The organism is Streptomyces sp. NPDC030798 (genome assembly GCF_055572275.1).
Genome location: NZ_JBVIDR010000019.1, coordinates 1 through 12,664, shown reverse-complemented (window position 1 = coordinate 12,664; position 12,664 = coordinate 1). Strand labels below are relative to the sequence as shown.

Below are 12,664 nucleotides of genomic sequence, written 5' to 3'. Positions count from 1 at the left end.
CGATTTGCCCGGCCAACGTGACCGGGGTCACGCGTCTCTCTCCCGGGGCCCAGTGTGGGGGCAAAGCAGCACACTCCTTGCGAATCCCGCCCCCGAGACCAACCGGCTCGATCCTAAGCGACGCCCGGCGCGGTCTTGTACTACTCGGTCAGTTCCTTGCGCAGACGGCCCTCGTCCACCCGCCAGAACGTGTGCTGACGGCCGTCGACGAGGACGACGGGGATCTGCTCCCAGTACTGGTCGTGCAGCGCGCGGTCCTCGGTGATCTCCTTGCGCTCCCACGGGACGCCGAGTTCGCCGCACACCTTCTCGATCACGGCCTGCGCGTCGTCGCACAGATGACAGCCGGGCTTGCCGATGAGGGTGACCAGCCGCTCCTGGGGGGCGGGCCGGCGCCGGAAGAGGGGACTCATGTCAGCCATTCTCGCGCCTTCTCGACGACGCGGTCGCGGAGAGTTCACACCCTTAGAACCTCGCCGCACCGGAACCACCGAACAAACTGGCTATGCTCACGCCATGGCCGCTCTCGGATGGCTCACTCCCCGTAGGCGCTCCGCCACGGCGCGGAGCGTGTTGGCAGGCGAGGCCTCGGCGGAGGCTGCCCGCAAATCCTCCCAGGAAGCGCAGGAGGCGCCCGCCGTCGAGGAACCGGAGTTCCCGGTCCTCGGCGACGACAAGGCCGCCGCCTTCTTCGACCTCGACAACACCGTGATGCAGGGCGCCGCACTGTTCCACTTCGGGCGGGGCCTGTACAAGCGGAAGTTCTTCGAGACGCGCGACCTCGCCCGGTTCGCCTGGCAGCAGGCGTGGTTCCGGCTGGCCGGCGTCGAGGACCCCGAGCACATGCAGGAGGCCCGGGACTCGGCCCTGTCCATCGTCCAGGGCCACCGCGTCGCCGAGCTGCAGACGATCGGCGAGGAGATCTACGACGAGTACATGGCCGACCGCATCTGGCCCGGCACCCGCGCCCTCGCCCAGGCGCACCTGGACGCCGGGCAGAAGGTGTGGCTGGTCACCGCCGCCCCGGTGGAGATCGCCCAGGTCATCGCCCGGCGCCTCGGCCTGACGGGCGCGCTCGGCACGGTGGCGGAGTCGGTCGGCGGCGTCTACACGGGCAAGCTGGTGGGCGAGCCGCTGCACGGCCCCGCCAAGGCGGAGGCGGTGCGCGCCCTGGCCGCTGCGGAGGGGCTGGACCTCTCCCGCTGCGCGGCCTACAGCGACAGTCACAACGACATCCCGATGCTGTCCCTGGTCGGGCACCCGTACGCCATCAACCCGGACGCCAAGCTGCGCAAGCACGCCCGCGCCAAGGACTGGCGCCTGCGGGACTACCGGACGGGGCGCAAGGCGGCGAAGGTGGGGATTCCGGCGGCGGCCGGGGTCGGGGCGGTCGCCGGCGGCACGGCGGCGGCGATCGCGCTGAGCCGGCGCCGCCGGTAACTTCCGTCGTTCCGCACTCTGCCCCGGGGCGCGGCTTCGCGCGCCCGATTATGCCGCGGCCATTTCAACACGCCTTGTACTTCACCGAAACGTGCCCTCTTCCGATCAACAAACGGTCATTCTGCGTAACTTGATGCGGTGTCAATCCGCAACAGAAGCGACGCACTCGGTGATTTGAGCAACTCGGTGTAGCAGTGCCTGCACGAAGCGTTATTCTCCTCAGACGCAAACCGGTACCTCTCCGTCGCCACGACGGGTGAACGGTTCCGCACTGCACGTGATGGAAGCTCTGCCTCTGGGAGTCCCGTGTACCCACACGTCGGGGTTGACGCCTCGGGCCTGGCTACGCTGCGCACAGCAGTGGCAGCGGTCAAAGAGACGCTGCGCGGCTTCGTCCCCACCGCGTACGCCGTCCCCGCCTTCGCCACCGCCGCGCCCGCCGGCCCGTGCTACGCACTGGCCGAGGGCAGCGCCGCCGTCGGCAGACGCGGCCGCGTGGCCGGCGCCGCCACCGCCCGCCGCCCGGCCGCCGACAGCGACAGCGCCCGGATGATGGACCTCGTGGAGCGCGCCCAGGCCGGCGAGGCCGAGGCCTTCGGCCGTCTCTACGACCAGTACAGCGACACCGTGTACCGCTACATCTACTACCGCGTCGGCGGCAAGGCGACCGCCGAGGACCTCACCAGTGAGACCTTTCTGCGCGCCCTGCGCAGGATCGGCACCTTCACCTGGCAGGGCCGCGACTTCGGCGCCTGGCTGGTGACGATCGCCCGCAACCTCGTCGCCGACCACTTCAAGTCCAGTCGCTTCCGGCTGGAAGTCACCACCGGCGAGATGCTCGACGCCAACGAGGTCGAGCGCTCCCCGGAGGACTCCGTCCTGGAGTCCCTCTCCAACGCCGCCCTGCTCGACGCCGTGCGTCGGCTCAACCCCCAGCAGCAGGAGTGCGTGACGCTCCGCTTCCTCCAGGGCCTCTCGGTCGCCGAGACCGCCCGCGTGATGGGCAAGAACGAGGGTGCCATCAAGACCCTCCAGTACCGCGCCGTGCGCACCCTCGCCCGGCTCCTGCCGGACGACGCCCGCTGACCGACGGCCACGCGGGGTGATGGACAACTCACCGTGCGTTAAGGCGCGTTGACTTTCTGATCCGCTCATCCGTCGTCCGTAACCGAAGTGCCGAGCCGCTCGTTGTGCGGGATACAGGCTCCCTGTGGTCACGTCCGGCCAACCCCGATCACTCGATCGTGTGGAAGTGGCCGTGGCGTGCAACCCTCAGGACCCCCTGGGGAGTCGACCGTCATGACGAGAGGAGGTGCCGCCAGTGATCGCGAACGTATCGGCGCACCGGCGGGCGAACGCCTTCGCCCAGGCCCTGGAGGAGCAGTCCGACCGGGACACGGCGGCCGAGCAGTCCGCAGCACCGGCGGGATCGCCGCCGACCACCGAGGAACACCCCGAGCAGGGCGCGCTGTTGGCCCTCGCCGCGGGCCTCGGCGCGCTGCCCAGGCCGCAGCTCGACCCCGAGGTCAAGGTCGTCCAGCGCGCCCAGCTGGTGGCCGCGATGGAGGCCATGCTCCAGGAGGGCGGAGCGGCGGATGCGTCCCTACCCGAGCAGCGCTCCCGTTCCCGCGGCGCACACCGGGCGAGTCCGCTGGGCAAACTCCGGCCGCGCTCGCGGCTGACCAAGGGGCTCGCGGCCGGCGGGCTGAGCGTCGGCGTGGCCGCCGGAGCCTTCGGCGGGGTCGCCGCCGCGAGTTCCAACGCCCTGCCCGGTGACTCGCTGTACGGCCTCAAGCGCGGCATCGAGGACTTCAAGCTCAACTACCTGAGCGACGGGGACGACGAGCGCGGCCAGACCTACCTCGACCAGGCCTCGACCCGGTTGAACGAGGCCCGCCGGCTGATGGAGCGCGGCCGCGGCGGCCACCTGGACCACGAGTCCATCGGCGAGATCCGCCGCACCCTGTCCGGGATGCAGCGGGACGTCACCGAGGGGCACCGGCTGCTGCACGCCGCCTATGAGGCCGACCCCGGGTCGCTGGGCCCCATCCAGGCGCTGTCCACCTTCTCCCGGTCCCACCGGGAGGTGTGGGCCACGCTGAGCGACAAGCTGCCGGTGCAGCTGCACGATGTGAAGCAGCAGGTGTCGTCGGTCTTCGACGCCATAGACGAAGAGGTCGCCCCGCTGCAGTCCCTGCTCCCGCCCTCGCCCGCCCAGTCCGGCGACGGCACCCCGCAGGGCAGCGGCTCGGCGTCCACCGGCGCCTCCGGCAGTCACCGGTCGGCCGGGCCCAGCGCGGGCAACTCGCCCTCCGCCGGCAAGCACGCGAGCCCCGGCAGCCCCAGCGGCTCCGCCACCCGCGACAGCGGCGACAGCCTGCTCGGTGGCAACACCGGCGGCCTCCTGGACCCCCCGAAGACCGGCTCCGACGGCACCTCGACGTCCACCACCAAGCCCCCGACGGGCCCCCCGGACGTCACCGTCCCGCCCCTCCTCCCGGGTCTCCTCCCCGGCCTGGGCATCGACAGCCAGGACACCAACTGACACCCCAGTGGGGGCGCCCCTCTCCGAGCGGGGACGCCCCCACTGCCGTGTGAAACCCTGAGAAGCCCTGGACCCCTCGTCAGAAGAACACCGACCGCCAGGAGCTTGGCCTCTCCTGTCTGCTGCCCTTGCACCGCTTCGCGGGCCGCGGACAGCTGCGCCGGCCTCCGACCGGCAGCGCCCGACGAGCCCGCCGGGGCATCACTCGTCAGAAGAACACCGACCACCGCTGCACCAGGAGCTTGGCCTCTCCTGTCTGCTGCCCTTGCACCGCTTCGCGGGCCGCGGACAGCTGGGCCGGCCTCCGACCGGCAGCGCCCGACGAGCCCGCCGGGCATCACTCGTCAGAAGAACACCGACCGCCGCTGCACCAGGAGCTTGTACAGCGTGTGCTGGATCTGTTCGCGGACCTGGTCGGTCAGGTTGAACATCAGCATCGGGTCCTCGGCGGCCTCCGGCGGGTAGCCGTCGGTGGGGATCGGCTCGCCGAACTGGATCGTCCACTTGGTGGGCAGCGGGACCGCGCCCAGCGGGCCGAGCCACGGGAAGGTCGGCGTCAGCGGGAAGTACGGGAAGCCCAGCAGCCGCGCGAGCGTCTTGGCGTTGCCGATCATCGGGTAGATCTCCTCGGCACCGACGATCGAGCACGGGATGATCGGCACCCCCTGCCGCAGAGCGGTCGAGACGAAGCCACCCCGGCCGAACCGCTGGAGCTTGTACCGCTCGCTGAAAGGTTTCCCGATGCCCTTGAAGCCCTCCGGCATCACCCCGACCAGCTCACCCTGCGCCAGCAGCCGCTCGGCGTCCTCCGCGCACGCGAGCGTGTGCCCCAGCTTGCGGGCCAGCTCGTTGACCACCGGCAGCACGAAGACCAGGTCGGCCGCGAGCAGCCGCAGATGCCGGTCGGCCGGATGGTTGTCGTGCACCGCCACCTGCAGCATCAGCCCGTCCAGCGGCAGCGTCCCGGAGTGGTTCGCGACGATCAGCGCACCGCCGTCCGCCGGAATGTTCTCGATGCCCTTCACCTCGACCCGGAAGTACTTCTCGTACACCGGACGCAGCAGCGACATCAGGACCTGGTCGGTCAGCTCCTCGTCGTAGCCGAAGTCGTCGACCTCGTAGTCCCCGGTCAGCCGGCGGCGCAGAAAGGCCAGGCCGCCCGCGACACGCCGCTCCAGCCCACCGTCCCGCGGCCTGGCCGGCGGCTGCTCCTCCCGGGTCACGGGATCATCATCCTGCACCATCGCCCTGGTGGGCAGGGGCTGGACCTCACGGACCGGCCCCACCGGCCCGCTCTCCCCCGCCGCCCCCCGCCTGCTCGTCCCGCTGCGGCGCCGCGACGGCCGCTGGGCGGCACCCCCGCGGGACCGGTCGTCGTCGAACGGAATGACCTTGGCGTCCGCCATCGTTGCTGCGCTCCTCAGTTGGCGCTCTGGTTGGCGCTCTGCGTCGGGAGGTGCCCGCTGTCCCGCGCGGCCAGCGCGGCCAGCCGGTCCACGGCCCCCGCGAGGGCCTCCGGCGGCAGCAGCCCGGGGCCCTGGCTGCGCGCGAAGTCCGCGAACGTCTCCGCCGTCGTGTACTTGGGCGTGAACCCCAGCGTCTCGCGCATCTGGTCGGTGGCCACCACCCGCCCGTGGGTGAGCAGCCGGATCTGCTCCGGCGAGAAGTCCGTCATGCCCAGCGTACGCACCAGGGAGCCGGCCCAGGTGACCGCGGGCAGCAGCAGCGGCACGATGGGCCGCCCGAGCCGCCGGGAGCACTGCGAGAGCAGCAGCACCCCGTCCCCGGCGACGTTGAACGTGCCGCTGTTGAGCGTGCCCCGGCGCGGTTCGTGCGAGGCGATCCGCAGCACCTCGATGACGTCGTCCTCGTGCACGAACTGCAGCCGCGGGTCGTAGCCGAACACGGTCGGCAGGACCGGCAGCGCGAAGTACGAGGCGAGCGGGGTGTCGGCCGTCGGCCCGAGGATGTTCGCGAACCGCAGCACGCACACGGCCACGTCCGGCCGCCGCCGCGCGAAGCCGCGCACATAGCCCTCGACCTCCACCGTGTCCTTCGCGAACCCGCCGCTGGGCAGCGACTTGGGCGGCGTGGTCTCCGTGAAGACGGCGGGATCGCGCGGCGCGGACCCGTACACGTTGGTACTGGACTTGACCACCAGCCGCTGCACGGCCGGCGACTTCTGGCAGGCGCCGAGCAGCTGCATGGTGCCGATGACGTTGGTCTCCTTGACCGTGGCCCGGCTGCCACCGCCCAGCGCGGTGCCGGTCACGTCCAGGTGGACGACCGTGTCGGCGCCCGTCTCGGCGAGCACCCGGGCGATCCCGGGCCGGCGGATGTCGGCCTGGATGAAGTCGGCTCCGCCCAGATGGTGCGCCGGCGGCACCGCGTCCACGGCGATGACCCTCTCCACCTCGGGGTCCCGCTGGATCCGCCGCACGAACCGGCCGCCGAGCTGCCGGGCGACTCCGGTGACGAGCACGACCTTCCCCAAGATCAGCGCCTTCCTTCCCGACCTCGTGCGAAACCTGGTCCCAGCCGCGTTCCCCGTCTGCGGCCAACTTAGCGGGTCGATGTTGCGCTGTGATGACCACGCGAGGCGCGAGGCGACGGAATTTCCCCAGTCGGAATATGCCGGTGCCGCGCGGCACGGTCCGGACACGCCTGTGGCCCCCCGCCGTTGCCGGCCGGGGGGCCACAGAGACACGCTCTCGCGGCGCCGCTTACTTCTTGTTGCGGCGCTGAACGCGCGTGCGCTTCAGCAGCTTGCGGTGCTTCTTCTTGGCCATCCGCTTGCGCCGCTTCTTGATAACAGAGCCCACGACTACCCTCGCTCACTTCTCATCACTCGGTTGTTTGGGCGCCATGGGCCCACACGACCTACGAGGGGCTAGCCTACCCCCCTGAGCGCTGCGCTTGTAATCGAGGGGTGCTCCCGAGCCATCCGGAAGCGCCGTCAGGCAGTGTCCACCCCCACATAACTCTCGCGGAGGTACTCGTGTACCGCTTGCTCCGGGACGCGGAAGGACCGCCCCACCCGGATCGCGGGCAGATGACCGCTGTGCACCAGCCGGTACACGGTCATCTTCGACACTCGCATCACCGAGGCGACCTCCGCCACGGTAAGGAACTGAACCTCGTTCAGAGGCCTCTCGCCAGCTGCAGCCATGACACACCTGAACCTTCCGCACTCGACGGCCACCGGCTTCCCCTTCCGGTGACTCTTCGTCGTTGCGTGCTCACTCCCCAATGTAGGGGCGGGTGATGCGAGTGGGGAAGAGGTGCACCCATCGGCGGCCTACTGTGACAGACATGCTCGTTTGAGTACGTAGCGGGTAAGCGGCCGGTAGTGACCAGACCGCACGCCATCATCAACCGGAACGGCGACGGACACGGTCCCCTCGGCCTCCCCGACGAACAGCGCCGGATCGTCCGTGTCGGCCAGACCGATCGCCTCGAACCCCAGCTGACCTGCACCGCAGACCCAGCCATGATCCCCGATCACCAGCTCGGGCAGGGGCCCGCCGGCGTCGGCGGCGGCGGCCAGGGCGAGCCGAACCGGCAGCGGTGAATGGCTGTGCGCACCCGGCTCACAACCGGGGCGCTCGTCGACCGGTTCCCGCACCAAGGCAACACCTCGTGCGTAGTCGAGGCGGTATGTACGTAGACCGAACTGGGTCAATATGTCGACACAGCGACCCTGCGCGGGGGTGAGCACCTCACACCCCACCGCCGACAGCGCGTCCGCCAAGCCGCCGTAGAACCCGAGCAGCCGATGCGGATGCCCGGTGCCGAGCAGCACCGGCGCCCGGCGCCGGGCCACGCTCCGGATGCGCTCCGCGAACGCGTGCAGCGCGGCCAGTGTCCGCTCCGGATCGATCAGGTCCGGCCCCGAGGTGTGCAGCGGATCGGCGGACACCCCGCACTTCTCCGCCATCAACGAGAGCAACTCCCGCTGCCCCCAGACCCCTTCGGGATCGAGCCCGATCAGCACCCGGGGATCCCGCGCGGCGAACAGCCGATAACTCCGCAGACTCTGCTCCCGCGTGGTCCCCACCCACCCGGCCATCCTGGCCGCCAGCAGATGCGCACGGAGCTGCCCACGGGGGCCCTGGGGGGTCAACACGGGTGCGATGGTGGTGGATCGGACGGGGCGGGGGGCCCAGAACGGGGGAAGAGGGCACGGTTGGCCTAATGGAACCGGTTCAGCGGCACGCTGCCACCGACCGAATCCCGGGCGGCGAAAGGGAGCAGTCGGACGACGGCCCCTCGACCGACAGGCATCGACCCCTCAGTCGGCGGGCGTCGGCCCCTCGGCCCGCGGACATCGCCCCTCGACCGGCGGACATCGCCCGTCGGCCCGCGGACATCGCCCGTCGGCCCGCGGACATCGACCCTCGACCCGCGGACATCGACCCCTCGACCGGCGGACATCGCCCCTCGGCCGACGGGCATCGACCCCTCAGTCGGCGGACATCGACCCCTCAGTCGGCGGACATCGACCCCTCAGTCGGCGGACATCGCCCCTCGGCCCGCGGGCGTCGGCCCCTCGGCCGGCGGGCATGTGAGCAGCCCGGCCGGGGTGCTGTCTCTCGTCCGAGTCACGTGGGTGGGAGACGGGGAGGGCCAGCGGGTCAGTCCGGTGGTCGTTACGGCAGCAGGCCCCGCAGGGGGAACGCAGCGCGTCGGGTGGCCAGTACGGCCTGATCCACCCGGTCCGCGGGGTCGTACCCCTCCTCCCACGACGCCCAGGCCACCGGCCACCGCCCATCCGTCATCCGCCACGGCCCCGTCTGCCGGGTCCGTGCGAACACCTCCTGCCGCCACCCCTCGGGAATCATCGTCTCCGGCGCCACAGCCCTCCCCGCCGCGATCCCCACCAGATGCGTCCACGACCGGGGCACCACCTCCACCACCGCGTAGCCGCCGCCCCCCAGCGCGACCCACTTGCCGCCCGCGTACTCGTGCGCCAGCTCGTGACACGCCACCTGCACCGCCCGCTGCGCGTCCAGCGACACGGCCAGATGCGCCAGCGGATCCTCGAAGTGCGTATCGGCCCCGTGCTGCGACACCAGCACCTGCGGCCGGAACTCCGCCAGCAACTCCGGCACCACCGCGTGGAACGCCCGCAGCCACCCCGCGTCCCCGGTGCCCGCCGGCAGCGCGAGGTTCACGGCGGCCCCTTCTCCCGCCCCGCCCCCGGTCTCCTCCGGCCACCCGGTCTGCGGGAACAGCGTCCGGGGATGCTCGTGCAGCGAGATCGTCAGTACCCGGGGGTCCTCCCAGAACGCCGCCTGCACCCCATCCCCGTGATGCACGTCGACGTCCACGTACGCCACCCGCTCCGCCCCCAGCTCCAGCAGCCGGGCGATGGCCAGCGAGGCGTCGTTGTAGATGCAGAACCCCGACGCGCCCCCGGGCATCGCATGGTGCAGCCCGCCCGCGAAGTTCACGGCGTGCTCGGCGTCCCCGCGCCACACCGCCTCGGCCGCGCCCACCGACTGCCCCGCGATCAGCGCGGACACCTCGTGCATCCCGGCGAACGCGGGATCGTCCATCGTGCCGAGCCCGTACGACCCGTCGGCCGATCCCGGATCCGCCGAAGCGGCCTTCACCGCCTCGATGTAGTCCGGCCGGTGCACCAGCCGCAGCGTCGACTCCCCGGCCGGTTTCGCCGCGACGACCTCCACCTCCCGGTCGAGCCCGAAGGCACCCACCAGCTTCCGGGTCAGCTCCAGCCGGACCGGATCCATCGGATGGTCCCGGCCGAAGTCATAGCCCGTTACCGCTTCGTCCCACATCAGCCGTGCGCGCCCGCTCATGCCCGCCACCGTATCGGTCCGGTTGAGCCGCGAACGACCTGGCGTACACCAACGTCACCAGCACCAACACCATCGGTACGAGCATGGCCCCCCGGTAGCTCCAGGCGTCCCCGAGCGCTCCCACCAACGGCGAACCGACCAGGAAACCGACGTAGTTGAAGATGTTGAGCCGGGCGATCGCCGCATCCGACGACCCGGGGAACAGCCGCCCCGCCGCCGCGAACGTCTGTGGCACCAACACGCACAGTCCGAGCCCCAGCAGGGTGAACCCGAGCATCCCGACCCACGCGTCCGGCGCCGCGGACACCACCGCGAACCCGCCGGCCGCCACCAGCGCCCCGAGCCGTACGACCGCGGCCGCCCCGAACCGCCGCACCCCGAAGTCCCCGATGGTCCGCCCCAGCAGAGTGGTGACCATGTACACGTTGTACGGCACCGTCGCCAGCTGCTCCGAGCTGCCCAGCACATCCTTCAGGTACTTCGCACTCCAGTTGGAGACGGTCGAGTCCCCGATGTACGCGAAGGTCATCACGAGACACAGCGGCAGCAGCAGCTTGAAGACGACACCGCCGCCCCCCTGCCCCTGCTCCCGCTCCTCCGGGGCCGCTGCGGCCCCTCCGTCGACGTACCACCGGCTCCCGACCAGGGTCGCCGGCAGCAGTACGGCGGCCACCGGCAGGTACGACACCCACAACGTGAGATGCCAGTGTGCCCCGACCCAGGCCAGCGAGGCCCCGAGGATCCCGCCCAGGCTGTAGGCGGCGTGGAAGCTCAGCATGATGCTGCGCCCGTACGTCCGCTGCAGGCTCACCCCGAGCATGTTCATCGAGGCGTCCAGCGCCCCCACGGCCAGCCCGAACGCGGCCAGGGCCACGCCGAGCTCGCCCAGCGCCTCGCCCGCCCCGACGCCGACGAGCGCCAGCAGCACCACCGGCTGGGACCAGCGCAGCAGTCGGCTGGGCCGGATCCGCCGCACCAGTTGCTCGGTCGTCACGCTGCCGACCCCGGCGAGGATCGGTACGGCGGCCAGGAAGGCGGGCAGCAGCGCGTCGGAGACGCCGTACCGGTCCTGGATGGCCGGAATGCGCGTCACGAGGAGGGCGAAGGTGACGCCTTGCGCGAAGAAGCTGAACGCCAGCGAGGCCCTACCGCGCCGCAGCACATCTGTCATGGCGGCGAGCGTAGGGCCCCAGGCTACCTGTGGGTAGATCCAGCCAAAGATGAATTTCCTTCAGCTTCAGGCGGGTTCAGGATCACACGGCCACGGGTTCAGCGGCCTCGGCGTCGCCGGTCTCGACCCCGGCCCCGGCCCCGGCCTCGGCCTTGAGCATCTTCTCCATCGGCTCGATGGCCAGGCCACCGCCGACGAACATGCCGGCCCCGATCGCGCCGACCAGGAACACCGTGCCGAGCCAGACCATGGTGTCCACGGGGACCGTGTAGGCGCCCACGACCCGCGCGATGCACTCGGCGAGCAGCGCCACGCCCCAGACGACGGAGTAGGCCCGTTCCTTGCGCAGGAAGGCCGCGGACTGGGCCGCCGCCCCGGATGTCAGCCGTGCCCAGGCGGCTTCCTTGGCCGCGTCGGCCTTGACCAGGAAGGGCTTCAGGCCTGCGGTCATCATCGGCCTGCCCAGCCTGACGGAGAGCAGGATGCCGATCCCGACGGTGCTGCTGACCGCGCCGTCCTTGGCCAACATCAGCCGCGGGTCACCCGAGACGAAGGTCAACAGCAGCGAGACGAGGTTGACGACCAGGATCAGACCGGCCAGGGCGTTGGACTTCCGCTCCTTCACCAGGCTCCACACGGTCCGCACCGCAGGGACCGCGCTGCTCCAGGCGAGCGCCGCGAACGTGCTCGTCCCGAAGCCGTCCTTGAGGAGGTAGTACGAGCCGAGCGGCACCGCCACATCGACGAGCAGCGGAATGAAGTTGTCCAGCGCGCTCGGGTTCTGCTTCTGGCCCTCGCTGCGGCCCTGGGCCCCCGTGTTCTTCGTCATGCCCTCAGCTTCGCGGTGGGAAGGGGTCCGGCAGTAGAAACGATCGTCCGGACGTCCGCATGACAAATGTCAGGGCCGACCGATGGCTCAGCTCATACCAGCAGGTCAGCCAACTCACCCATGCTCGAGAAGAGTTGGTGCGCCCGGGCCAGCCTGTCCGCCGGGGTCATCGCGGTGAACCCGTAGACGTCCATGCCGGCTGCCAGGGCCGCCTGCACGCCCAGGGGAGAGTCCTCTATGACCAGGCACCGCTCGGGCGCGACCCCCATCCGCTCGGCGGCGTACAGAAACAGATCCGGCGCCGGCTTGCCCCGCCCCACATCCTGCGAGCTGAAGACCCGCTGCTCCTCGAACCACCGGTCCAGCCCGGTCGTCCGATGCCCCACCCGGATGCGCTCATGGCTCCCGGAGGAGGCCACACAGTACGGCACGCCGTCCGCGGCCAGCTTCTCCAGCACACCGGCGACGCCGGCCACCGGCTGCAACTCCCGCTCGAACGCGGCGAACACACGCGCATGGAAGACATCGTCGAACTCGTCGGGCAACCGCTGCCCGCTCCGCTCCAGGACCAGTTCATGGATCCGGTGCATCGCCGACCCCATGTAGTCCCGAATGGACTCCTCGTACGACGTCGGGTACCCCAGCTCGGTGAGATAGGCGGCCAGCAGCCGGTTGGAAATGGGCTCGCTGTCGACGAGGACGCCGTCGTTGTCGAAGATGATCAGGTCGTAGCGCATGCCTCGACCCTAAAGGACCCGTAACGCAGAAAACCCCCGCATCGATTGATGCGGGGGTTTTCCCAATAATTGTTCGGCGGTGTCCTACTCTCCCACAGGGTCCCCCCTGCAGTACCATCG

Annotated in this window: 13 protein-coding genes; 3 read left to right on the top strand and 10 right to left on the bottom strand. The window is 70.7% G+C overall.

Annotation, left to right across the window (positions count from 1 at the left end):
• Positions 1 to 140 precede the first annotated feature (140 nt).
• Positions 141 to 422 carry a glutaredoxin family protein gene (locus ACZ404_RS33040; RefSeq protein WP_468446395.1) on the bottom strand — a complete coding sequence of 94 codons (282 nt, stop codon included), beginning with the start codon at positions 420 to 422 and terminating at the stop codon, positions 141 to 143.
• 94 nt (positions 423 to 516) lie between these two features.
• Between ACZ404_RS33040 and ACZ404_RS33035 the strand changes: the two genes are divergently transcribed.
• The 3 genes from ACZ404_RS33035 (at position 517) to ACZ404_RS33025 (ending at position 3,985) form a co-directional block, all read left to right on the top strand.
• A complete protein-coding gene (locus ACZ404_RS33035; RefSeq protein WP_468446393.1) occupies positions 517 to 1,440 on the top strand; it encodes an HAD family hydrolase in 924 nt (307 codons plus the stop codon).
• Positions 1,441 to 1,746: 306 nt separating this feature from the next.
• On the top strand, positions 1,747 to 2,526 hold the full coding sequence (locus ACZ404_RS33030; protein WP_468446391.1) for an ECF subfamily RNA polymerase sigma factor, BldN family: 780 nt from the start codon (positions 1,747 to 1,749) through the stop codon (positions 2,524 to 2,526).
• A gap of 235 nt (positions 2,527 to 2,761) precedes the next feature.
• Positions 2,762 to 3,985: a DUF5667 domain-containing protein gene (locus tag ACZ404_RS33025; RefSeq protein WP_468446390.1), complete on the top strand. Its 1,224-nt coding sequence runs from the start codon at positions 2,762 to 2,764 to the stop codon at positions 3,983 to 3,985.
• A 344-nt stretch (positions 3,986 to 4,329) separates the two neighbouring features.
• Here the strand turns inward: ACZ404_RS33025 and ACZ404_RS33020 are convergent, their stop codons facing one another.
• From ACZ404_RS33020 to ACZ404_RS32980, 9 genes are all read right to left on the bottom strand, one after another.
• The gene (locus ACZ404_RS33020) at positions 4,330 to 5,391 is read right to left on the bottom strand and encodes a lysophospholipid acyltransferase family protein (protein ID WP_468446388.1); all 1,062 of its coding nucleotides are present in this window, start codon (positions 5,389 to 5,391) and stop codon (positions 4,330 to 4,332) included.
• Positions 5,392 to 5,405: 14 nt separating this feature from the next.
• Entirely contained in the window at positions 5,406 to 6,479 is a 1,074-nt protein-coding gene (locus ACZ404_RS33015) for an NAD-dependent epimerase/dehydratase family protein (protein WP_468446386.1), read from the bottom strand.
• A 229-nt stretch (positions 6,480 to 6,708) separates the two neighbouring features.
• Positions 6,709 to 6,807 (bottom strand): 30S ribosomal protein bS22, encoded by a 99-nt coding sequence (locus ACZ404_RS33010; protein ID WP_003948845.1) that lies wholly within the window; start codon positions 6,805 to 6,807, stop codon positions 6,709 to 6,711.
• A 134-nt stretch (positions 6,808 to 6,941) separates the two neighbouring features.
• Positions 6,942 to 7,154, bottom strand: a complete 213-nt coding sequence (locus ACZ404_RS33005) for a helix-turn-helix domain-containing protein (RefSeq protein ID WP_157842153.1) — start codon at positions 7,152 to 7,154, stop codon at positions 6,942 to 6,944.
• Positions 7,155 to 7,283: 129 nt separating this feature from the next.
• Positions 7,284 to 8,108 carry a phosphatase gene (locus ACZ404_RS33000; RefSeq protein ID WP_468446610.1) on the bottom strand — a complete coding sequence of 275 codons (825 nt, stop codon included), beginning with the start codon at positions 8,106 to 8,108 and terminating at the stop codon, positions 7,284 to 7,286.
• Positions 8,109 to 8,634: 526 nt separating this feature from the next.
• Positions 8,635 to 9,807, bottom strand: coding sequence for an acetoin utilization protein AcuC (locus ACZ404_RS32995; protein WP_468446384.1), 1,173 nt, complete (start codon positions 9,805 to 9,807; stop codon positions 8,635 to 8,637).
• Positions 9,758 to 10,978, bottom strand: coding sequence for an MFS transporter (locus ACZ404_RS32990; RefSeq protein ID WP_468446382.1), 1,221 nt, complete (start codon positions 10,976 to 10,978; stop codon positions 9,758 to 9,760). Before ACZ404_RS32990 ends, ACZ404_RS32995 begins: the two co-directional genes overlap by 50 nt.
• Positions 10,979 to 11,060: 82 nt before the next feature.
• The gene (locus tag ACZ404_RS32985; RefSeq protein ID WP_468446380.1) at positions 11,061 to 11,807 is read right to left on the bottom strand and encodes a VC0807 family protein; all 747 of its coding nucleotides are present in this window, start codon (positions 11,805 to 11,807) and stop codon (positions 11,061 to 11,063) included.
• 92 nt (positions 11,808 to 11,899) lie between these two features.
• Positions 11,900 to 12,544, bottom strand: coding sequence for an HAD family hydrolase (locus ACZ404_RS32980; protein ID WP_468446378.1), 645 nt, complete (start codon positions 12,542 to 12,544; stop codon positions 11,900 to 11,902).
• Between the last annotated feature and the right edge of the window lie 120 nt (positions 12,545 to 12,664).

Coding starts and splice junctions, on each gene's coding strand:
- ACZ404_RS33040 (WP_468446395.1), bottom strand. CDS start 422: ATGGCTGACATGAGTCCCCTCTTCCGGCGCCGGCCCGCCCCCCAGGAG.
- ACZ404_RS32995 (WP_468446384.1), bottom strand. CDS start 9,807: ATGAGCGGGCGCGCACGGCTGATGTGGGACGAAGCGGTAACGGGCTAT.
- ACZ404_RS33005 (WP_157842153.1), bottom strand. CDS start 7,154: ATGGCTGCAGCTGGCGAGAGGCCTCTGAACGAGGTTCAGTTCCTTACC.
- ACZ404_RS33035 (WP_468446393.1), top strand. CDS start 517: ATGGCCGCTCTCGGATGGCTCACTCCCCGTAGGCGCTCCGCCACGGCG.
- ACZ404_RS32980 (WP_468446378.1), bottom strand. CDS start 12,544: ATGCGCTACGACCTGATCATCTTCGACAACGACGGCGTCCTCGTCGAC.
- ACZ404_RS33020 (WP_468446388.1), bottom strand. CDS start 5,391: ATGGCGGACGCCAAGGTCATTCCGTTCGACGACGACCGGTCCCGCGGG.
- ACZ404_RS32990 (WP_468446382.1), bottom strand. CDS start 10,978: ATGACAGATGTGCTGCGGCGCGGTAGGGCCTCGCTGGCGTTCAGCTTC.
- ACZ404_RS32985 (WP_468446380.1), bottom strand. CDS start 11,807: ATGACGAAGAACACGGGGGCCCAGGGCCGCAGCGAGGGCCAGAAGCAG.